The following is a 20,943-nucleotide window of genomic DNA, read 5'->3' as shown; positions in this document are numbered from 1 at the left end:
CCTCAGGAGTACGGGCGTTCGGCGACTGTCGCCTCGGACTCCTCGATCTCTGTACCTACTGGTATGTATATTGCCGCCGTGAGCACCCAGGAGCGACTGATCGAGTCCACCCGCGAACTGCTGTGGGACCGTGGCTACGTGGGCACCAGTCCCAAGGCCATCCTGGAGCGCTCCGGCGCCGGCCAGGGCAGCATGTACCACCACTTCAGGGGCAAGCCGGACCTGGCGCTGGCCGCCATCCGTCGCACGGCCGAGGAACTGCGCGCCACGGCGCGGGCCGTGCTCTCCGGCCCCGGAACGCCGTACGAACGCATCGAGGCGTATCTGCTGCGCGAGCGCGACGTGCTGCGCGGCTGCCCCGTGGGCCGGCTGACGATGGATCCGGACGTGATCGCCAGCGAGGCTCTGCGGGCCCCCGTCGACGAGACGGTCGACTGGCTGCGCGAGCAACTCGCCCAGCTCGTCGAAGAGGGCAAGGAGCAGGGCCAGTTCACAGAGTCCCTGGACGCGGAGGAGATCGCGGCGACCATCCTCGCGACCGTCCAGGGCGGCTATGTGCTGGCCCGCGCCTCGGGTGCGCCGGCTGCCTTCGACACCGCGGTCCGGGGCCTGCTGGCCCTTCTCCGGCCGACCTCCTGACAGAGGTTCGACGTCCGCGCCCACACCACCTCAGGAGGCATCCGATGCACGCCATGCAGTACGAGCTGACCCTGCCCGCCGATTACGACATGGGCATCGTCCGCAGCCGTGTGTCCCGTGTCGGGCATCTGCTGGACGACTGGGCCGGCCTCGGCTTCAAGACGTACCTGATACGGGAGCGCGGAGTGCACGGCTCGATCGTCAACCAGTACGCGCCGTTCTACCTCTGGAACACCATCGAGGGCATGAACACCTTCCTGTGGACGGGCGCCTTCCAAGGGCTCGTCGACGACTTCGGGCGGCCGGTGGTCCGGCAGTGGACGGGGCTGGCGTACGAGGAGGGGGTCGCCGCCGGCTCGCCCGCCGTGGTCGCCGTGCGCGGTCGCGAGCGGGTCCCGGACGGCGTGGGGCTGTCCGAGACCATGGCGGACGTGGTGCGCGAGACCGAGCGGTTGGCCGCGGCGGACGGCGCGGTGCTCGCGGCGGCGGCCGTCGACACCCGCGGCTGGGAGGTGGTCCGCTTCTCGCTCTGGGACCACGAGGCGCCCAAGGCGTCGGGCGATGTGTTCCAGGTGCTGCACACGTCGGCACCAGGGAGGGGGCGGCTGCCGCGCGGACGCCAGTGGTGAGAAGCCGCGGACTCGCGGCTGCCGGAGGACGGACGGGCCCGGGACCGGGCCCACTCCGCTACTGGCCCTAGACCTCGGCCAGCGCCACCGGCGGGTCGTCGAGCACCGGCTGCCAGGCCAGTTCGGCCGCCCCCACCAGGCTGTTGTGGTCGAGCGTGCACGCGAGGATGGGGACGCCACCGCTGCGGCCCCACAGACTGCGGTCGGCGACGACGGCGCGCAGCCGCTCGGGTTCGGCGTCGAAGAGGCTGCGGTGCAGTCCGCCGAGGATGATCCGGTCCGGGTTGAGGATGTTCACCAGCCCGGCGAGGCCGAGTCCCAGCCGGTCGATCAGTACCTCGACCGCGGAGCGCACGGCCGGGTCGGCGGGATAGCCGTCGCGGATGAGGTCATTGGCCTGTTGGAGCTGTGACACCGCGGGGCCCGCGTCGCGGCCGGCCGCCGTCAGAAAGGCCAGCGGGTCCGCCTCCACGTCCAGACAGCCGCGGCTGCCACAGTGACAGGGGCGGCCCTCGGGGTTGACTGTCAGGTGTCCCACCTCCAGCGCGAGCCCCGAACTTCCGGTGTGCAGCCGCCCGTCGAGCACCAGCGCACCGCCCACGCCCCGGTGACCGGTGGCCACGCACAGCAGGTCCCGGGAGCCGCGGCCCGCGCCGTGCCGGTGCTCGGCGAGCGCGGCGAGGTTGATGTCGTTGGCGGCGAAGGCGGGCCCGGGGATGCCCGCGGCGCGCACCTGCTCGGCGAAGATCTCCCGCACGGGCGCTCCCGCCGGCCAGTCCAGATGCAGCGGGTTGAGCGCGAGGCCCTCGGGTTCGGCGACCGCGGACGGCACGGCGAGCCCCGCGCCCACACAGCGCCGGCCGGTCTCGCGCAGCAGCTCGGCGCCCGCCTCGACCACCGAGCCGAGCACCTTCGCCGGGTCGGCGTCGACGGTCTCGCAGCCCGGCGCGGTCGCGACGATCCGGCCGCCCAGCCCGACGAGCGCGGCCCGGAAACCGTCCGCGTGCACCTGGGCGGCGAGCGCCACGGGCCCGTCCTCGGCGACCTCGAGCCGATGCGAGGGCCGTCCCTGCGCACCGGCGGCGGCGCCGGGATGCGCGTCCACCCGAATCAGTCCCAGGGCTTCCAGTTCGGCGGCCACGGCTCCGGCGGTGGCCCGGGTGACGCCCAGTTCGGCGGTGAGCACGGCACGCGTCGGCGCACGTCCGGTGTGCACCAGCTCCAGGGCGGGGCCGAGCGCACCGCGTCCCCGGTCCAGCCGCGTCCGTGTGTTCGCTTCCCCTGCCGTCCGGGGGGCCTCCTTGCCAGTCATGAGGGCGAGTCTCCCATGATCCGCTCCGGGTCCGGCCGGAAGCCGCCGGCCCTCAGCGTGATGTTCAGCCGGCCTGTCAGCCCGAGCGAGGGCGGCGCCGTATGCGGACACACCCGGGGCACACCGTGGTACGCGAGCCGCGCGGGACCGCCGAAGACGAACAGATCCCCGCTGCGCAGCTCCACATCCGTGTAGGGGCGCGCCCTGGTCTCGGTGTTGCCGAAGCGGAAGACACAGGTGTCGCCGAGACTCAGCGACACCACGGGGGCCGCGGACTGCTCGTCGCTGTCGCGGTGCATGCCCATATGGGCGTCCGCGTCGTAGTAGTTGATCAGGGCGATGTCGTAGGGCTCCGACGGGACGGCCGCCGGTCCGAGGGCGGTCTCGACCGCCTCGCGGGCCAGCGTCGCGAGCCGGTCCGGGAGCGGCTTGACGGGGGCGCCGTCGCCGTCGACGGCCGTGCGGGCGTAGCCGTACGGGTACCAGTGCAGGCCGAGGCACACCTGGCGGGCGGTCATGGTGCCGCCGCCGGGGGTGCGCACGGTCCGCAGTCCGGCGGGCGGCCGGGCCCACTCCCGGCAGGCGGCGAGCAGTCGCCGCTGCCGGTCCGCGTCCAGCCAGTCGGGCACATGGACGGCGCCGGGTGCGATCCGCACACGGCCGCGTGGGAACAGCTCGGCGTCCATGGCCCCATCATCACGTATCCGGCCGGACGGGCGGAGCCGTACGAGCCCGGGGCCCCGGGCCCGGCCGACCCCTGTCCCCCGGGTTCCTCGCCGACGGCCGGAGACAGGGGCTGAGCTGCGCCTCGGCTAGCCTGGAGGCACGATGAACGACCGTATGAGCACGCCCTGGGGCGCGTACGCGCTGACCCGTTTCCCCGAGGATCCCCGCGACCGGTTGCGCGCCTGGGACGCGTCCGACGCATATCTGCTGCGACACCTCGCGGCGAGCGGTACGTCGCTCGACGGTACGGTCGTGGTCGTCGGCGATCGGTGGGGCGCGCTCACCACCGCGCTCGCGGCGCACCGCCCGACGCAGATCAGCGACTCGTTCCTGGCCCGCGAGGCGACCCGGGCGAATCTTGCCCGCAACGACGTCGCCCCGGCCGCCGTACGCCTCCTGACCACGCAGGACGCCCCGCCGCCCCGGATCGACGTCCTGCTCGTACGGATCCCGAAGAGCCTCGCGCTGCTGGAGGACCAGCTGCACCGGCTGGCGCCCGCTGTGCACGAGGGCACGGTGGTCGTGGGCACCGGGATGGTCAAGGAGATCCACACCTCGACCCTGAAGCTGTTCGAGCGGATCCTCGGCCCGACCCGTACCTCACTCGCCGAGCAGAAGGCCCGGCTGATCTTCTGTACCCCCGACCCGGCGCTCGAACGGGGCGCCAACCCGTGGCCGTACCGGTATCGACTCCCCGACGGCATCGGCTCGCTGTCGGGCCGGACCGTCACCAATCACGCCGGTGTCTTCTGCGCGGACCGCCTCGACATCGGGACCCGGTTCTTCCTCGGGCATCTGCCGAGCGGCCGGGTCGCCGAGCGCATCGTGGACCTCGGCTGCGGCAACGGGGTGGTCGGTCTGGCGGCCGCGCTGGACGCGCCCGGCTCCGAGGTTCTGTTCGTCGACGAGTCGTACCAGGCGGTGGCCTCGGCGGAGGCGACGTACCGGGACAACGCGGAGGGGAAGGCCGAGTTCCGGGTGGGGGACGGCCTGTCCGGGCTGCCGGCCGGGAGCGTGGACCTCGTCCTCAACAACCCGCCGTTCCACACCCATCAGGCGACGACGGACGCCACGGCCTGGCGGATGTTCGCCGGGGCGCGGCGCGCACTGCGGCCGGGTGGCGAGCTGTGGGTGATCGGCAACCGCCATCTGGGCTACCACGTGAAGCTGCGCCGTCTGTTCGGCAACAGTGAAGTGGTCGCGAGCGATGCGAAGTTCGTGGTCCTGAGGGCCGTGAAGAAGGGGTAGCGGTGGATCTCCGCGGCCCGCGCCGAGGGGGATCCACCGCGCGGGGCTAGGGGGTCTCGGGCGCGGGTGAGGGCGCGGGCGCGGCATCGTCCCGGAGTACGGTGATCAGTCGGGCCACGGTCCGGACCATCGCCTCCCGCCCTACGCCCAGATAGCCCCGTGAGTCGGCCGCCTCGGGATGCGCGGCGAGGAACTCCCTGATCGCACCGGTCATCGCGACGTTCAGCGCGGTCCCTATGTTGACCTTCGCGATGCCGCCCGCGACGGCCGCCGTCAGCTCTCCGTCCGGCAGTCCGGAGGAGCCGTGCAGGACGAGGGGTACGTCGAGCGCGGCACTCAGCCGCTTGAGCAGAGCGTGGTCGAGCGCGGCCGTGCGCGTGGTCATCGCGTGGGTGCTGCCGACGGCGACGGCGAGGGCGTCGACGCCGGAGCCGGCCACGAAGGCGGCGGCCTCCCGGGGATCGGTCCGGGCGCCGGGGGCGTGCGGGTCGGGCGGCGGCTCGCCCTTCTTGCCGCCGACCTGCCCCAACTCGGCCTCGATCCACAGCCCTTGAGTGTGCGCCCAGTCGGCGGCGGCGCGGGTGGCGGCGAGGTTCTCCTCGTACGGCAGCCGGGCCGCGTCGTACATCACGGAGCTGAACCCGGCGCCGGGCGCCTGCCGGAGCAGGCCGTCGCTGTGGATGTGGTCGAGGTGGAGGGCGACGGGCACGGCGGCGCGCGCGGCGGCCTCGGCGGCGGCCCGGGCGAGGGGAAGCAGACGTCCGTAGCGGTACTTGACCGCGTTCTCGCTGACCTGGAGCACCACCGGGGCGCCCGCGTGTTCCGCGCCCGCGATGACGGCCTCGACGTGTTCGAGGGTGATGACGTTGAACGCGGGGACGGCATGGCGCGCGGCGGCGGCAGCGGCGATCAGGTCGCCGGTGGCTGCGAGAGGCATGGGTCCTCCCGCTCAACGGGTACGCGGGGCGGGGTCGGAGCTCCCGCCGTGGTTCGGGCCGGGGCTCGCGCCCGCGCTCGGGCCGGGGCTCGCGCCCGCGCTCGGGCCAGGGCTCGCGCCCGCGCTCGGGGTCGGGCTCGCGCCCGGGTTCGCGGTCGGGTTTCCGCCGTGGCCTGGATCCGCGCTCGGAGTGAGGATGACCGAGCGAGTCAGATGGCGCGGCCGGTCGGGGTCGAGACCCCGGGCGGCGGCGACGGCGACCGCGAGCCGCTGGACGCGTACGAGTTCGGCGAGCGGGTCGAGTGCACCGGCAACCCACAGCCCGCCCGTGTCCCGCACCTGCCGGGCGAGCCCCTCGGGCGCCTCGCCGAGCATCCAGGTGGCGGTGCCGTGCGTGGTGATGCTGATGGGGCCGTGCCGGTACTCCATCGCCGGATAGGCCTCCGTCCACGCCCGCGCGGCCTCACGCATCTTGAGGCCGGCCTCATTGGCGAGCCCGACCGTCCAGCCGCGGCCCAGGAAGGTGAACTGTGTGCAGTCGGCGAGGCCCGCGGGCAGCGGGGTCTCCACTGCGGTACGGGCGTCGGCGACCACGGCGTCCGTGTGCAGGCCGAGGTGGGCCCGCAGCAGGGTGAGCGCGGTGGTGGCGAAGCGGGTCTGGACGACGGACCGCTCGTCGGCGTAGCCGAGCACGACCACGTCGTCGGCTCGGTCCATCACGGGTGTGCGGGGGTCGGCGGTGATCGCGGTGGTCCGGGTCCGCCCGCGCAGCCGGCCGAGGAGTTCCAGGACCTCGGTGGTCGTACCGGACCGGGTGAGGGCGACGACCCGGTCGTACGGGCGCCCGTAGGGGAACTCGGAGGCGGCGAACGCGTCCGTCTCGCCCTGTCCGGACCGCTCACGCAGCGCGGCGGCGGACTGCGCCATGAACCACGAGGTACCGCATCCGACGATCGCGACCCGCTCCCCCGCCGCCGGAAGGGCCCGTGTGTGGTCCGCCGCCTCCTTGGCGGCGCGGCTCCAGCACTCGGGCTGACTGCTCAGCTCGTCCTCGACATGGGTCATGCTCCCACCCTCCCCGCTGTGCGCTTTCCTGCAAGATATAAGCGATTTTCAAGCAGAATCAAGCATTCGGAGCGAGGTGGGGTGCGTTAAGGTCGCCGCATCGGCCGAGGAACCCAGGCCGGGGAACGGAGACACGCGGATGTCGCGGGACGCCCGCTGGAAGGCGCTGCTGGAACTGCTCGTCGAGCGGGGACGGCTTGATGTCGAGGAGGCGGCGGCCGAGCTGCGGGTGTCGGCCGCGACCATCCGCCGCGACTTCGACCAGCTCGCGGAGCAGCAGATGCTGGTGCGTACGCGGGGCGGCGCCGTGGTGCACGGCGTCTCCTACGAGCTGCCGCTGCGCTACAAGACGGCCCGCCACGCCTCCGAGAAGCAACGCATCGCCAAGGCGGTGGCGGATCTGATCGCCCCCGGGGAGGCGGTGGGCCTGACCGGCGGCACGACGACGACGGAGGTGGCGCGCGCTCTGGCGGTGCGCGGCGATCTGGCGACGGGCTCCCCCGCGCTGACCGTGGTCACCAACGCACTGAACATCGCCAATGAGCTCGCCGTGCGACCGCAATTCAAGATCGTGGTGACGGGCGGGGTCGCGCGCCCGCAGTCGTACGAGCTGATCGGCCCGCTCGCGGACGGGGTGCTCGGCCGGGTCACCCTGGATGTGGCCGTGCTCGGCGTGGTGGCCGTCGATGTCACCCATGGCGCGGCGGCGCACGACGAGGCGGAGGCCGCCATCAACCGTCTGCTGTGCGAGCGCGCCGAGCGTGTGATCGTCGCGGCGGACTCCAGCAAGCTGGGGCAGCGCGCGTTCGCGTGGATCTGCGGGGTGGAGTCAATGGACACGCTGGTCACGGATTCGGCGGCCGGGCCGGACCTGGTGCGGCGGTTCGAGGAATCGGGCGTGCGGGTGATCGCGGTCTGACGCACGTCCCCGACCGGGGTGATCGCGGTCCGACGCACGTCCCCGGCTGGGCTGGTCGCGGCTTTCGCACGTCCCCGATGCGGTCGGCCGTGTCCCACTCACACCGCCCACCCCGTTCCCCGTGCTCCCGTCCCCGCCCGCGCCTAAGCTGGGACCTGCGGTGGGGCGTGCCGGGTGCTCAGGGAGGCTGTGATGGCCGAAACGCCGTGCGATGCATTTGTGTCCGGAGGCTCCCGATACCTGTCGATCGCCGACCACGGGCTCATCGGTGACCTTCGCACCGTGGCCCTGGTGGGGACCAACGGCACCATCGACTGGTACTGCTGCCCGGCCTTCGACCGCCCGAGCGTGTTCGCGTCGATCCTGGACGCCGACGAGGGCGGCTCCTTCGAGCTGACGGCGACCGTTCCGGCCCGTACCAAGCAGTTCTACTTCCCCGACACCAACGTGCTGATCACGCGGTTCTTCACCGAGGACGGGGTCGGCGAAGTACAGGACTTCATGCCCATCGGCGAGGGATGCGTCGAGGCCGACCGCCACCGACTGATCCGGCGGGTGCTGTGTGTACGTGGTTCCATCCCGTTCCGGGCCCGGATCGCCCCACGCTTCGGGTACGGCGCGCAGCCGCACACCCTCCGTCTGCTCGGCGACGTGGCGGTCTTCGAGTCCGCGGACCTGACACTGGCCCTGACCGCCACCATGCCCCTGGAGGGCGATCACTCGGATGTATGGGCGGACTTCAAGCTGGCCGAGGGTGAGTCGGCGGTGTTCGCGCTGGACCAGCTCGCCGACTCGATGCCTCCGCGCATGTGCGCACGCACGGAGGCGGAGAGGCAGTTCGCCACCACGGTGACGTACTGGCGGCGCTGGCTGGCCGCCTCGCGCTACCGCGGCCGGTGGCGGGAGATGGTGCACCGCTCCGCCCTCACCCTGAAGCTGCTCACCTACGCTCCGACCGGCGCGATCGTCGCTGCCCCGACCACCAGCCTGCCCGAGCAGCTCGGCGGCGAGCGCAACTGGGATTACCGCTATGTCTGGGTGCGGGACGCGGCGTTCTGCGTCTACGCCCTGCTGCGGCTGGGCTTCAGCGGCGAGGCCGAGGCGTTCATGAGCTTTGTGACCCGGCACATCATCCCGGGGGACGGCGGACCGTCCGGCCCGCTGCAGATCATGTACGGGATCGACGGCCGCACCGATCTGCCCGAGCGGGAACTCGACCATCTGGAGGGTCACCAGGGCTCCGCGCCGGTGCGGGTCGGCAACGCCGCAGCCACCCAGCTCCAGCTCGACATCTACGGCGCCCTCATCGACTCCATCTACCTCTACGACAAGTGGGCGCAGCCCATCTCCAGCGACCAGTGGGACCAGGTCTGCGCCCTGGTCGACTGGGTCCGTGACCATTGGGACCAGCCCGACGAGGGCATCTGGGAGACCCGTGGCGGCCGCAGGAACTTCCTGTACTCGCGGCTGATGTGCTGGGTGGCGATCGAGCGGGCCATCCGGCTCGCCAACCGCCGGGGCCTACCCGCCGACCTGCTCCGCTGGCGGCGGTGCCGGGACGCGATCTACCGGCGGATCATGGACCACGGCTGGTCCGCCGAGCGCCGGGCCTTCGTCCAGTATGAGGACGGCGACGTGCTCGACGCGGCGCTGCTGATGATGCCGCTGGCCAAGTTCGTGGCACCCACCGATCCCAAGTGGCTGTCCACCCTGGACGCCCTCACCCAGGACCTGGTGTCCGACTCGCTGGTCTACCGCTACGACCCGCAGGCGGCCCCGGACGGCTTGCGCGGCGACGAGGGCACGTTCTCCATCTGCTCGTTCTGGTACGTCGAGGCGCTGGTGCGGGCCGGCCGTCTCGACGAGGCACGGCTCGCTTTCGAGAAGATGCTGACCTACGCCAACCATCTGGGCCTGTACGCCGAGGAGATCAGCCGCACCGGTGAGCAACAGGGCAACTTCCCGCAGGCGTTCACACACTTCGCGCTGATCAGCGCGGCGTTCAACCTGGACCGGGCCTTGGGCTGAAAGTGCCTTTGCCCCACCCGGCCCGGCGCCTTCGCCCCGCCCAGCCGGGAGTCTTGGCCCCGCCCGGCCGGAAGAGGGACGACGCGCCCGCTCAGGGATCGCGCAGCCCGTCGCCGGCGGCGCCGTGCGACGATCGCTCGTGGCGGGGCAGGCGGGAGTCGTCGAAGCGATACGTGAGCTGGTCGATCACCGCGACCACTCCGTCGATCTGCTTGGTCATGGAGACGGCGACCCCCGTCTCGGTCTTGCGCACCAGCCGGCCGGTGAGTGTGACCACGCCTTCGACCACGAAGACATCGATGCTCCGGGGTGCCAGTCGCAGGGTGCGGATCAGCACTTCCTCGATCACTTCGCGGCGGATCTCCGCGTCGGACCGCAGAAAGACCTGGAGCAGGTCCCGGCGCGTGACGATGCCGACGAGCCGGTCCTCCTCGTCCAGCACAGGGAGCCGTTCCACATGCCGCTGCGCCATGGTCCGCGCGGCCTCGGCGATGGTCTCCTCGGCGTGCACGGTGACGGGCGGTACGGTCATGAGCTGGCCGGCGGTGAAGGCCCTGGACTTGGCGACCTGTCTGCGCGCCCTGGGCGTCAGCGGGGCGAACCGGAAGCGGCGCCTGGGTTCGTCCGCGTCGAGGGCTTCCGACTGCCTGGCCACCAGGTCCGTTTCGGAGATGACGCCGATGACCTTGTCGTCGTCGTCCACCACGGGCAGCCCGCTGATGTGGCGGTCCGCGAGGAGCCGCGCGACCTCCTTGAACGGAGTGCGGTATTCGGCGCGGATGACATCCGTGCTCATCACCGAGCCGACCTTGTTGTGCTTCATGCCCTTCCCTCCTCGACGGAGTGGGCGCAGACAGTGGGTCCTGGGGCCCGCGCGGCAGCAGACGTACGCACGCGGGCGTCGAGCACGGTGCCCCGTGCCTCTCGATCCTCCCCCAGCCTCTCGACACGTCCCTCGCTTCTGCTCTTCGAGCATCCAGCGGTTCCGGGGGCGATTCCATGGGCTGGCCGGGGGTGGGCCGGGGGCCGTTCGGCCCTGATATCGAGCCTCGGGTGCCGCGGGTGCGGGCGACGGACACCGCGACTCCGCGTGGAGCGTACGGCTGAGCGACCGGGGCCTCAGCCCGCCAGCATCTTCGCCAGCACCGCTCGGTGGATCGGCAGCACCTCGCGATACAGGTCGCTTCCCTTGGCGGTGAGGGCCACGCGCACGCCGCGTCGGTCCTCGGCGCACATGGCCCGCTCGACCAGTCCGTCCTTCTCCAGACGGGCGACGAGCCGCGACAGCGCGCTCTGGCTCAGATGGACCCGCTCGGAGATCTCCTGCACACGGTAGGCACCCGACTCTTCCGGGGCGGTGCGCTCGGACAGCAGGTCGAGCACCTCGAAGTCACTGGCGCACAGGCCGTGCGGGTGGAGGGCACGGTCGAGTTCGCACTGGGTGTGTGCGTGCAGCGCCAGGATGTCGCGCCACTGGTCCACGAGCGCCCGCTCGACCTTGTTCACCGCCGCCATGGCCGCACCGTAGCAAAGAACCCGCTTTGTTGCATCCGAATTAAATGCGCTTGCATCCAATGCATGCGCATGTAAGTCTCTGGGGTATGACCTCTCCGCTCCCCAACACCGCGTCCGAGGGACGCTGGACCCCGCGGCTGTGGGGCACCCTGCTGGTGCTCTGCGCCGCGATGTTCCTGGACGCCCTGGACGTGTCGATGGTCGGCGTCGCCCTGCCGTCCATCGGTTCCGATCTCCACCTGACGACATCGACCCTGCAGTGGGTCGTCAGCGGCTACATCCTCGGCTACGGCGGACTGCTCCTCCTCGGCGGACGCACCGCGGACCTGCTCGGCAGGCGCCAGGTGTTCCTGGTGGCCCTGGGCATCTTCGCGGTGGCCTCACTGCTGGGCGGGCTCGTCGACTCGGGTCCGCTGCTGATCGCCAGCCGCTTCATCAAGGGCCTGAGCGCCGCGTTCACGGCACCGGCCGGACTGTCCATCATCACCACGACCTTCGCCGAGGGCCCGCTGCGCAACCGCGCCCTGTCGATCTACACCACCTGCGCCGCCACCGGCTTCTCCATGGGCCTGGTGCTCTCGGGTCTGCTCACCGAGGCCAGCTGGCGCCTGACCATGCTGCTGCCCGCGCCGATCGCACTGATCGCCCTGCTCGCGGGCCTCAAGCTGCTGCCCCGCAGCGAACGGGAGAAGGACCACAACGGCTACGACATCCCCGGCGCCGTCATCGGCACCGCGTCGATGCTGCTGCTCGTCTTCACCGTCGTCCAGGCACCGCAGGCCGGCTGGGCGTCCGCCCGGACGCTGCTGTCCTTCCTCGCCGTCGCCGTGCTCCTGACCGCGTTCGTCGCCGTCGAGCGGCGCTCGGCCGGCCCGCTGGTCCGGCCGGGCGTGCTGCGCTCCGGCACCCAGATCCGCGCACAGCTCGGGGCGATGGCCTTCTTCGGGTCGTACGTCGGCTTCCAGTTCCTGGTCACGCTGTACATGCAGTCGCTGCTCGGCTGGTCGGCGCTGCACACGGCCCTCGCCTTCCTGCCCGCCGGGGCCCTGGTGGCCGTCTCGTCGACGAAGGTCGGCGCGATCGTCGACCGCTTCGGTACCCAGCGGCTGATCGCGGTCGGCTTCGCGCTCATGGTCGTCGGCTATGCGCTGTTCCTGCGGGTCGGCCTCGACCCGGTGTACGCGGCCGTCATCCTGCCGAGCATGCTGCTCATCGGCGCGGCCTGCGCGCTGGTCTTCCCCTCGCTCAACATCCAGGCCACCAACGGTGTCGACGACCACGAGCAGGGCATGGTCTCCGGTCTGCTGAACACCTCTGTCCAGGTGGGCGGCGCCGTCTTCCTGGCCGTGGTGACGGCGGTGGTGACCGCGCATACGCCCGCGCACCCCACGCCGCAGGGCGTGCTCGACAGCTACCGCCCCGGACTGATCGTGGTCACCGGCATCGCCCTCGCGGGCCTGCTCGTGACCCTGACGGGACTGCGCACCCGCCGGTCGCAGCGGTCCCTGGTGGTCGCCGGGTCCCTTCCACAGGAGGTCGGGACCCTTGCGCAGGAGGCGGACGCGGAGCGCGTGGCGGTCCGCGACTAGGGGGACGCCTCCCCAGGTGCGCCCGGCGGGGCTTCCTTGCTCCGCCGGGCGCACACCTGTTTGACTCGGCGTATGGAGAATCACGGGGGACGTTCACCTGGCGGCCGGCGACGGCGCACCCAGGCCGAGCGGGACGCGATCACGGTCGAGATCGGCTACGCACTGGGCACCGCCGCGTTCGCGGCGGCCCTGCTGTTCGGTGCCGTGGCGGGACCGGTGTTCGCGTTCGACCTGACGGGCGGCGCGCGGCGCGCACTGCTCGTCTCGGGGGCCGTCGGGGCCGTGGTGCTCTTCGCCGCTCGGGTCGTCATCGTGCTGGTGCGTTTTGGGCGCGGCGCCGGGGGTCAGCCCAGCCAGCCGGGTCGCACCAGCCCCGACTCGTAGGCCAGGACCACCAGTTGCGCCCGGTCACGGGCGCCCAGTTTGACCATGGTGCGGCTGACGTGGGTCTTCGCCGTGAGCGGGCTGACGACCAGCCGTCGGGCGATCTCGTCGTTGGACAGACCGATCCCGACCAGGGCCATCACCTCCCGTTCCCGCTCGGTGAGCGCGGAGAGCGAGGCCATGGCCGCGGGCTGTTTGGAACGGGCGGCGAACTCGGCGATCAGCCGCCTCGTCACACCCGGCGAGAGCAGAGCGTTACCCTCGACCACGGCGCGGACGGCGCGCAGCAGTTCCTCGGGCTCGGTGTCCTTGACCAGGAAGCCGGAGGCACCGGAACGGATCGCCTCGAACACGTACTCGTCGAGTTCGAAGGTGGTGAGCATCACCACCTTCACCGTCTGCAGATCCGCGTCTTCGGTGATCCCGCGGGTCGCCGCGAGCCCGTCGACCCGCGGCATACGGATGTCCATCAACACGACGTCGGGCCGTAGTTCGCGGACCCTGCGCAGTGCCTCCTCGCCGTCGGCCGCCTCTCCCGCCACCTCGATGTCCGGCTGGGCGTCCAGCAGCGCCCTGAACCCGGCCCTGACCAACGACTGGTCGTCGGCGAGCAGTACACGGATCATCGGCCCTCCCGGCGCTCGACGGACTCCTCGGCCGACGCGCTCAGCGGCAGCACGGCGAGCACCCGGAAGCCGCCGTCGGCCCGCGCGCCCGCCTCGATCGTGCCGCCGAGGGCGGCGGCCCGCTCCCGCATCCCGGCGAGCCCGTTGCCGCTGCCGCCCGCGTCGGCGCCGGTCGCGGGACCGTCGTCGTCGACACGGAGGCGGAGCGCCCCCGCCCCGCTCTCGACGCGCACGCGCGCGTGCCGCGATCCCGAGTGTCGTACGACATTGGTGAGCGCCTCCTGGACGATGCGGAAGGCGGCGAGATCGGCGGCGGGGGCGAGCCGGGGCGCCGTGCCCTCGACGGTGACCGCCAGTCCGGCGCTCGCGGCCTGTTCGACCAGCTCCGGCAGCCGCCCGAGCCCGGGCGCGGGCGCGCGGGGCGCGTCACCAGGCGTGCGGAGCGTGTCGAGCACCTGGCGCACCTCCCCCAGCGCCTCCTTGCTGGCGGCCTTGATCGTAGTGAGCGCCGTGCGCGCCTGCTCCGGGTCCGAGTCCAGCAGCGCGAGACCGACCCCCGCCTGGACGTTGATCACGGAGATGCTGTGGGCGAGGACGTCGTGGAGTTCACGGGCGATGCGCAGCCGCTCCTCGTCGGCGCGCCGGCGCGCGGCCTGCGCCCGCTCGGCCCGCTCGCGCGCCCACTGCTCGCGCCGGACGCGCACCAGCTCCGCGACCGCCACGAACGCCACCACCCAGGCGGCGACGACCAGTTCCTGCCCCCAGGAGGTGGCCGAATCTCCGGAGGGCGGCAGCCGGCGGTACAGCCAGTGCGCCACAAGAACGTGCCCCGCCCAGAACACCCCGACGGCCGTCCACGCCGCCGTGCGGCGCCCGGCGACGAGCGCGCCGAAACCGCCGACGGCGACAGTGAGGAACACCGGGCCGTAGGGGTATCCGGCGCCCAGATACACGGTCGCGGCCACGGATGTCACGAACACGACGGGTACGGGATGCCGCTGACGCCACAGCAGCGCCCCCGCGGCCACCAGCAGCAGCGCATAGGCGAAGACATCCAGGTGCGCGCGGCCGTGCTGCCCGTCGAGCGCCGCGGCATGCGTACCGACGACCACCAGGACGGTGAGCAGCAGGGTGGAGCGCCAGGGCAGACGGGAGCCGCGGGCCTCGTCGTCCCGACGGCTCCGCCACGGCGGCCCGGACCGCCGTGGCGGTCCGGGGCGTCGCCGTGGCCCCGCTGCGGTCTGCTCCTCCATGACGTTCACGCTAGACGCAGCCGGGCGCGGGCGGCGTCAGCCGGTCGAGGTGATCAGCCGTACTCCCCGGGGAGTACGTCGGGGGGCCGGTGCGCGGCGGCTACTACGGGAAGACCAGGCCCACGCCGTGCGCCAGTTGGGCCGCCGCATGCCGGAAGAACACCTCCCGGTCCTCCACGACCCTGTTGAACTGTCCGAACAGCTCGAATCCGACCAGTCCGTACAGCTGCGCACAGGAGGCGACCAGGGCCGTGACCACCTCGGGCGGCAGATCGGGGGCCAGGTCGGCGGCCATACGGCGGGCCTCCGGCTCCAGTTCGGCGGGCACCGGGGTCCGGGCCACGCCGCGCCCGCGGTGGGCGTCGCGCACGATGTCGAGCAGCTGAAGCCAGACACGGGAGGCGGACGGGACGGTCGACTCGGGCGCGGAATATCCGGGCACCGGTGTGCCGTAGATCAGCGCGTACTCGTGCGGGTGCGCGAGCGCCCATCGGCGCACGGCCTCGGACACGGCGACCCAACGCCGCGCGGGGGCGAGGTCGCCGGCCCGCGCGGCCGCGGCCTCGGCGGCTTCCCCCAGCGCGTCGTAGGCGTCGATGATCAGCTCGGTGAGCAGGTCGTCCCGGCTGGGGAAGTAGCGGTAGAGCGCGGAGGAGACCATGCCAAGCTCCCGGGCGACGGCGCGCAGGGAGAGTCTGGCCGCGCCTTCCGCGGCGAGCTGTCTGCGGGCCGCGTCCTTGATGGCGGCAGTGACCTCGATCCGGGCTCGGGCGCGGGCTCCTTGGGGGGTGCTCATGTCCGCAGTGTGCCACGTTTCCAGAGCAGTGCACACAACCGAGAGCGCAGCTCTCAACCGCGAGCATCGCACTCAGCCGAGAGCGTCGCACTCAAACAAGAGCGCCGCACCAAACAGTGAGCACTGCTCTTGCGGTGGAGCACCGATCTCCTCCACACTGTTCCACAGCGAGAGCACCGCTCACACTTTCCGCCCCTGGAGGACGGCCATGTCCACACACGTCCGGAAGCCCGGCTGGTTCACCGTCAACGTCTTCAACCGCGCCGTGGCCTGGATGACCCGCCGCGGCATCAGCATCTGGGGATCCCGGGTGCTGGCGGTGCGCGGCCGCAAGAGCGGCGAGTGGCGCACCACCCCCGTGAACCTGCTGACCGTGGACGGACAGCAGTACCTGGTCGCTCCCCGCGGCCATGTGCAGTGGACCCACAACATGCGCGCGGCCGGCGGCGGCGAACTGCGCCTGGGCAAGAACGTGGACGTGTTCACGGCCACCGAGATCGCCGACGACGACAAGGTTCCGCTGCTGCGCGCCTACCTCAAGCGCTGGAAGGCGGAGGTCGGGGTCTTCTTCAACGGTGTGGGCCCCGACTCCCCGGACCAGGAGCTGCGCCGGATCGCCCCCGACCATCCGGTCTTCCGCGTCACGGTCAGGAACTGACCTCGTCCCCGACCGACCGCCGGTCCAGCGCGGTCAGGGCGCGCTGGGCGATCGGACGGGTGCGGATCATCTCCGCCAGGGAGGAGGCCCCCCGCGTGATGTCCTTGAAGGCCGTCCACGCGGGGCGGAAGCCGGTCAGCGCCGCGTGGAAGAGCCCGGGGCGCCGCTCGAACGCCGCCAGCAGCCGCTTCCCGACGCTCATCTCGACGCCCAGACCGGCCTTGATCGCGAACGCGTAGTTCAGGGCCTGGCGCCGCGTGTCCACCGCGTCGTGCGCCTCGGCGATCCGCACCGCCCACTCCCCGGCGAGCCGCCCCGACCGCAGCGCGAAGGAGATGCCCTCACGCGTCCAGGGCTCCAGCAGCCCCGCCGCGTCTCCGCACACCAGCACCCGCCCGCGCGACAGCGGCGAGTCGTCGGCACGGCAGCGGGTCAAGTGTCCGGAGGAGATGCTCGGTTCGAAACCGGCGAGGCCGAGCCGGGCGATGAAGTCCTCCAAATACCGCTTCGTCGCGGCGCCTTCACCGCGCCGGGAGATCACGCCGACCGTCAGCGTGTCGCCCTTCGGGAACACCCAGCCGTAGCTTCCCGGCATCGGTCCCCAGTCGATGAGGACCCGCCCCTTCCAGTCCTCGGCGACGGTCTCCGGCACCGGGATCTCCGCCTCCAGGCCCAGGTCCACCTGGTCGAGCTTCACCCCGACATGCGCCCCTATACGGCTGGCGCTGCCGTCGGCACCCACCACCGCGCGCGCCAGCACCGTCTCGCCGCCCTGCAGGACGACGGCGACCGTGCGCCGGTCGGGCACCGCCGATCCGTGCTGCTCGACCCGCGAGACGGTCACACCCGTCCGCAGTTCCGCGCCCGCCTTCTGCGCGTGCTCGACGAGTTGCTGGTCGAACTCGGGACGGTTGATCAGCCCGAACAGCATCTGCTTGGAGCGGCGGGTGCGGGTGAAGCGGCCGTTGTTCGAGAAGGTGACCGCGTGCACCCGGTCGCGCAGCGGCAACTCGAAGCCGGGCGGCAGTGAGTCGCGCGAGGGGCCGATGATGCCGCCGCCGCAGGTCTTGTAGCGAGGGAGCTCCGCCTTCTCCAGCAACAGCACGCTGCGTCCCGCGACGGCCGCCGCGTAGGCGGCCGAGGCCCCCGCGGGTCCCGCGCCCACCACGACGACGTCCCACACCCGCTGCACGCCGTCCGCCGAAGAGTTCTCGCTGCTCACGATGGTCTACTGCTCCCGATCAAGCCGCCTGCCGCACCTGTCCCCCGCATCCTACGGCCGCATCGTCGCAGGCCGCTGTGGGAGGATCGGCAGCGTACGTGCACTGCACACCCGTACGCGCGCACCCCAGCGTGATCACCCGCACACAGAGTTACACACCTACACAGAAGTACCCATCGGTGCCACACCGCACCTCAAGGAGCGTTCCCATGTCCTCGAATCCCGTCGCCGAGACCGTCGCCTCGTTGATGCCCAGGGCGAAGGAGGAGCTCACCGAACTGGTGGCCTTCAAATCGGTGGCGGACTTCGGCCAGTTCCCCAAGAGCGAGAGCGAGGGCGCCGCGGGCTGGATCGCCGACGCGCTGCTCGCCGAGGGTTTCCAGGACGTGGCGCTGCTGGACACCCCGGACGGCACACAGTCGGTCTACGGGTATCTGCCCGGCCCCGAGGGCGCGAAGACCGTGCTCCTCTACGCCCACTACGACGTGCAGCCGCCGCTCGACGAGGCCGGCTGGACCACGCCGCCCTTCGAACTGACCGAGCGCGACGGCCGCTGGTACGGGCGCGGCGCCGCCGACTGCAAGGGCGGAGTCATCATGCATCTGCTGGCGCTGCGGGCGCTGCGGGCCAACGGCGGTGTGCCGGTGCATGTGAAGGTGATCGCGGAGGGCTCGGAGGAACAGGGCACGGGCGGTCTGGAGCGGTACGCCGAGCAGCACCCCGATCTGCTGGCGGCCGACGCCATAGTCATCGGTGACGCGGGCAACTTCCGGGTCGGTCTGCCGACGGCCACCACCACGCTGCGCGGAATGACCCTGGTCCGGGTCCGGATCGACACGCTGGAAGGCAATCTGCACTCCGGCCAGTTCGGCGGCGCGGCCCCGGACGCGCTGGCCGCGCTGATCCGCGTCCTGGACTCGCTGCGCTCCGAGGACGGCTCGACGACCGTCGACGGGCTCACGGGCGGGTCCGACTGGGAGGGCCTGCGGTACGACGAGGAGTGGTTCCGCAAGGACGCCAAGGTGATCGACGGAGTCGAGCTGATCGGCTCCGGTTCCGTCGCCGACCGGCTGTGGGCCCGACCCGCCGTGACCGTCCTCGGCATCGACTGCCCGCCGGTCGTGGGCGCGACCCCGTCGGTGCAGGCGAGCGCCCGTGCGCTGATCAGTCTGCGGGTGCCGCCGGGGGTGGACGCGGCCGAGGCGACGAAGCTGCTCCAGGCCCATCTGGAGGCCCACACCCCGTGGGGCGCCCGGGTGCGGACGGAACAGATCGGACAGGGGCAGGCGTTCCGGGCGGACTCCTCGGGACCGGCGTACACCGCGATGGCCGAGGCGATGGCGGTCGCCTACGCCGGCGAGGAGATGCAGTACGCGGGCCAGGGCGGCTCCATTCCGCTGTGCAACACCCTCGCGTCGCTCTATCCGCAGGCCGAGATCCTCCTCATCGGCCTGAGCGAGCCGGAGGCGCAGATCCACGCACTGGACGAGAGCGTGTCCCCGCAGGAACTGGAGCGCCTGTCGGTCGCCGAGGCCCTGTTCCTGCGCAACTACGCGGCGAGCTGACCGGTTCTGACCACGGCAGAGGGTCCTCGCCCGCAGGCGAGGACCCTCTCCGCGCTCGTCCCCATGGACGTCGTCGAACTCCTGCCGCGTCGGCATCTGCTGCGCTTCGCGGCCGGTCGGGCGTATCTGTCGGTCGGGCCTGTCTCTGGTGCGACGACGACGGGTTGACGCTCATCGACGCCGGCCCGACGGGCTCGGGTACGGCGATCGACGAGGCGAGCACGGGCCGGGGGCGAGACCCTGCGCAGCTGCGGCGGACAGGTACGACGTCCCGTGACGTGTCCCCGCAGCGAAGCATCGAGGGATCGTGACCCACCGACGCAGCCGCCCCGGCGTTTGACGGATCGTCAGCCGAGCGGAACGCCCGCCTCCAGGTAAAGTGCCGCGCCGCGTTCGCGGGCCCGCAGCGCCCAGCGGAGACGTTCGTAGCGCACGGGCGGCAGCAGATCGGCCGCTTCCGCCTCCGTGACGAACCGCCAGGCGCGCAGCTCGGGCCCGGGCAGCAGGACACGTTCGGCTTCGATGCTGTCGAGGCGACCGCCGTCGAAGAGCAGGCGCAGTCCGCCGTAGCCGGGGGGCGTGGGGGACTCCCAGTCGACGACGAGGAGCCGGGGCACCTCCTGGAGCGTGATCCCGGTCTCCTCGGCGACCTCGCGCATGCCGGCGCGGGCAGGGGCCTCGCCGGGCTCGACGACGCCCCCGGGGAATTCCCAGCCGGCCTTGTAGGTGGGATCGACGAGCAGCACACGGTCCTGCTCGTCGAAGAGGAGCACCCCGGCCGCGAGGGTCTCGGAGGTCGGCTCGGGGGTCTGCACGATGTCGCTGACAGGCGCGTCGCCGGTGCGTACGGCCTCGGCGATCCGCAGGGCACTCTCGTACGGAGTGAGCGCGCTGGTGTCGACGGGGTGGGCGTCGGCGGCGAGCCAGGCGCCCAGCGCGACGCGATAGGGCTCGATGTGGTCGTACGACCACTGGCGGATCCGCATCTCGCCGTCGGGGAGGTCGGGTGGCACCTCCCGGGCGGCTATTCGCTCACGCAGGATCGTTTCGGCCGGAGCGAGCAGGACATGGCACACGGAGATGCGGCGGGCGGCGAGGCCGCCGAAGATCTCGTCGCGGTACTCCTGGCGCAGCAGGGTCATCGGAACCACGAGGACACCGCCGAGTTCGGCGAGCATGGCTGCCGCGGTGTCGATCACGAGCCGTCGCCAGATCGGAAGATCCTGGAAGTCGCCGACCTCGGCGAGGTGTTTGGGCGGCAGCAGCTGCGTGAGCGATCCGCCGATGACCTCCGGGTCGAAGAGCGTGCTGTTCGGGATCAGCTCGATCACTTCCCGTGCGGTGGTGGTTTTCCCCGCACCGAACGCGCCGTTGATCCAGACGACGATCACAGTTCCCCCTCTTCTGTTGGCCCCCTGTGGCTTGCCCGCTCCACCCTGCCATGGAAACCCGGCGCTGATGAGGGTGCGTCCGGCGCGCCGATCGCCGGGACGCCGCCGGGGCGCTCAGGGGGCCGCATGCCGCGGCGCCGGTGCCCCTGTCGTCCAGGGCCACCGGCGCCGCGTGTTCGGCTCCCCCTCAGCCGTTCTGCCCCAGGGCGCCGTTCTCGGTGGCGAGGCCGTCCTGGTCGATGGTGTGGTCCACGGTGCTCACAGTGTCCTTGACGTTCAGATCACCGAGCGTGTCGCGGTCGGCGGCGTGGGAGGGGGTGACGGCCGCCACGACGAAACCGGTGGCGAGGGAGGCGAGGGCGAGCATGCTGCGCTTCTTCATGACCGGTTCAACTGCCGCCACTGGTCCGGAGTCACGGCCCCTTCTCCGATGACGCGGCC

General features: G+C 72.0%; 20 protein-coding genes and 2 pseudogenes. 10 read left to right on the top strand and 12 right to left on the bottom strand.

The window, feature by feature from the left end:
* Window positions 1–63: 63 nt before the first annotated feature.
* Both AB0L95_RS21440 and AB0L95_RS21435 read left to right on the top strand, forming a co-directional pair.
* Window positions 64–639, top strand: a complete 576-nt coding sequence (locus AB0L95_RS21440) for a TetR/AcrR family transcriptional regulator (protein WP_365163499.1) — start codon at window positions 64–66, stop codon at window positions 637–639.
* Window positions 640–683: 44 nt separating this feature from the next.
* Entirely contained in the window at window positions 684–1,268 is a 585-nt protein-coding gene (locus AB0L95_RS21435) for a DUF4865 family protein (protein WP_365163498.1), read from the top strand.
* Window positions 1,269–1,335: 67 nt separating this feature from the next.
* Here the strand turns inward: AB0L95_RS21435 and AB0L95_RS21430 are convergent, their stop codons facing one another.
* Together AB0L95_RS21430 and AB0L95_RS21425 are read right to left on the bottom strand one after the other, a co-directional pair.
* Window positions 1,336–2,580, bottom strand: coding sequence for an ROK family protein (locus AB0L95_RS21430; RefSeq protein WP_365163496.1), 1,245 nt, complete (start codon window positions 2,578–2,580; stop codon window positions 1,336–1,338).
* Window positions 2,577–3,266 carry an alpha-ketoglutarate-dependent dioxygenase AlkB gene (locus tag AB0L95_RS21425; protein ID WP_365163495.1) on the bottom strand — a complete coding sequence of 230 codons (690 nt, stop codon included), beginning with the start codon at window positions 3,264–3,266 and terminating at the stop codon, window positions 2,577–2,579. The genes AB0L95_RS21430 and AB0L95_RS21425 overlap by 4 nt, the downstream gene beginning before the upstream one ends.
* 154 nt (window positions 3,267–3,420) lie before the next feature.
* Here AB0L95_RS21425 and AB0L95_RS21420 point away from each other — a divergent pair, with 154 nt between their 5' ends.
* Window positions 3,421–4,554: a methyltransferase gene (locus AB0L95_RS21420; RefSeq protein WP_365163737.1), complete on the top strand. Its 1,134-nt coding sequence runs from the start codon at window positions 3,421–3,423 to the stop codon at window positions 4,552–4,554.
* A 46-nt stretch (window positions 4,555–4,600) separates the two neighbouring features.
* Here AB0L95_RS21420 and AB0L95_RS21415 read toward each other — a convergent pair whose 3' ends face one another.
* Window positions 4,601–5,491, bottom strand: a complete 891-nt coding sequence (locus tag AB0L95_RS21415) for a ketose-bisphosphate aldolase (protein ID WP_365163493.1) — start codon at window positions 5,489–5,491, stop codon at window positions 4,601–4,603.
* A gap of 186 nt (window positions 5,492–5,677) precedes the next feature.
* Window positions 5,678–6,556: pseudogene (locus AB0L95_RS21410) on the bottom strand (sugar isomerase); the annotation flags it as partial.
* Window positions 6,557–6,695: 139 nt separating this feature from the next.
* Here AB0L95_RS21410 and AB0L95_RS21405 point away from each other — a divergent pair.
* On the top strand, window positions 6,696–7,475 hold the full coding sequence (locus tag AB0L95_RS21405) for a DeoR/GlpR family DNA-binding transcription regulator (protein ID WP_365163492.1): 780 nt from the start codon (window positions 6,696–6,698) through the stop codon (window positions 7,473–7,475).
* A 192-nt stretch (window positions 7,476–7,667) separates the two neighbouring features.
* The gene (locus AB0L95_RS21400; protein WP_365163491.1) at window positions 7,668–9,503 is read left to right on the top strand and encodes a glycoside hydrolase family 15 protein; all 1,836 of its coding nucleotides are present in this window, start codon (window positions 7,668–7,670) and stop codon (window positions 9,501–9,503) included.
* Window positions 9,504–9,594: 91 nt separating this feature from the next.
* Here AB0L95_RS21400 and AB0L95_RS21395 read toward each other — a convergent pair whose 3' ends face one another.
* Window positions 9,595–10,326, bottom strand: a complete 732-nt coding sequence (locus tag AB0L95_RS21395) for a CBS domain-containing protein (protein ID WP_365163490.1) — start codon at window positions 10,324–10,326, stop codon at window positions 9,595–9,597.
* A 296-nt stretch (window positions 10,327–10,622) separates the two neighbouring features.
* Complete coding sequence (locus AB0L95_RS21390; protein ID WP_365163489.1) at window positions 10,623–11,018, bottom strand: MarR family transcriptional regulator; 396 nt, start codon at window positions 11,016–11,018, stop codon at window positions 10,623–10,625.
* 86 nt (window positions 11,019–11,104) lie between these two features.
* On the opposite strand from AB0L95_RS21390, the gene AB0L95_RS21385 reads away from it, so the two are divergent.
* The gene (locus tag AB0L95_RS21385) at window positions 11,105–12,607 is read left to right on the top strand and encodes an MFS transporter (RefSeq protein WP_365163488.1); all 1,503 of its coding nucleotides are present in this window, start codon (window positions 11,105–11,107) and stop codon (window positions 12,605–12,607) included.
* A 72-nt stretch (window positions 12,608–12,679) separates the two neighbouring features.
* A complete protein-coding gene (locus tag AB0L95_RS21380) occupies window positions 12,680–12,991 on the top strand; it encodes a DUF6332 family protein (RefSeq protein WP_365163487.1) in 312 nt (103 codons plus the stop codon).
* Here the strand turns inward: AB0L95_RS21380 and AB0L95_RS21375 are convergent.
* From AB0L95_RS21375 to AB0L95_RS21365, 3 genes are all read right to left on the bottom strand, one after another.
* Window positions 12,952–13,617 carry a response regulator transcription factor gene (locus AB0L95_RS21375; RefSeq protein ID WP_365163486.1) on the bottom strand — a complete coding sequence of 222 codons (666 nt, stop codon included), beginning with the start codon at window positions 13,615–13,617 and terminating at the stop codon, window positions 12,952–12,954. The two genes, AB0L95_RS21380 and AB0L95_RS21375, sit on opposite strands and share 40 nt — an antisense overlap.
* Complete coding sequence (locus AB0L95_RS21370) at window positions 13,614–14,870, bottom strand: sensor histidine kinase (protein ID WP_365163485.1); 1,257 nt, start codon at window positions 14,868–14,870, stop codon at window positions 13,614–13,616. Before AB0L95_RS21370 ends, AB0L95_RS21375 begins: the two co-directional genes overlap by 4 nt.
* Window positions 14,871–14,973: 103 nt before the next feature.
* Window positions 14,974–15,666, bottom strand: a complete 693-nt coding sequence (locus tag AB0L95_RS21365) for a TetR/AcrR family transcriptional regulator (RefSeq protein WP_365163483.1) — start codon at window positions 15,664–15,666, stop codon at window positions 14,974–14,976.
* 208 nt (window positions 15,667–15,874) lie between these two features.
* On the opposite strand from AB0L95_RS21365, the gene AB0L95_RS21360 reads away from it, so the two are divergent.
* On the top strand, window positions 15,875–16,324 hold the full coding sequence (locus AB0L95_RS21360; RefSeq protein WP_365163480.1) for a nitroreductase family deazaflavin-dependent oxidoreductase: 450 nt from the start codon (window positions 15,875–15,877) through the stop codon (window positions 16,322–16,324).
* Here AB0L95_RS21360 and AB0L95_RS21355 read toward each other — a convergent pair.
* Entirely contained in the window at window positions 16,314–17,546 is a 1,233-nt protein-coding gene (locus tag AB0L95_RS21355) for a geranylgeranyl reductase family protein (protein WP_365163479.1), read from the bottom strand. The genes AB0L95_RS21360 and AB0L95_RS21355 overlap by 11 nt on opposite strands.
* 209 nt (window positions 17,547–17,755) lie before the next feature.
* On the opposite strand from AB0L95_RS21355, the gene AB0L95_RS21350 reads away from it, so the two are divergent.
* Both AB0L95_RS21350 and AB0L95_RS21345 read left to right on the top strand, forming a co-directional pair.
* A complete protein-coding gene (locus AB0L95_RS21350; protein ID WP_365163477.1) occupies window positions 17,756–19,111 on the top strand; it encodes a dipeptidase in 1,356 nt (451 codons plus the stop codon).
* 63 nt (window positions 19,112–19,174) lie between these two features.
* Window positions 19,175–19,368, top strand: a pseudogene (locus tag AB0L95_RS21345) (MBL fold metallo-hydrolase); the annotation flags it as partial.
* Between the two features lie 90 nt (window positions 19,369–19,458).
* Here AB0L95_RS21345 and AB0L95_RS21340 read toward each other — a convergent pair.
* Window positions 19,459–20,502, bottom strand: a complete 1,044-nt coding sequence (locus AB0L95_RS21340) for an NUDIX domain-containing protein (RefSeq protein ID WP_365163475.1) — start codon at window positions 20,500–20,502, stop codon at window positions 19,459–19,461.
* A 187-nt stretch (window positions 20,503–20,689) separates the two neighbouring features.
* The gene (locus AB0L95_RS21335; protein ID WP_365163473.1) at window positions 20,690–20,884 is read right to left on the bottom strand and encodes a hypothetical protein; all 195 of its coding nucleotides are present in this window, start codon (window positions 20,882–20,884) and stop codon (window positions 20,690–20,692) included.
* Window positions 20,885–20,943: the final 59 nt, after the last annotated feature.

The sequence above is a fragment of the Streptomyces sp. NPDC052036 genome (assembly GCF_040680495.1).
Taxonomy (GTDB): domain Bacteria; phylum Actinomycetota; class Actinomycetes; order Streptomycetales; family Streptomycetaceae; genus Streptomyces.
Note: the sequence above shows the minus strand (reverse complement) of the source record. Positions and strands in the feature narration are given on the sequence as shown.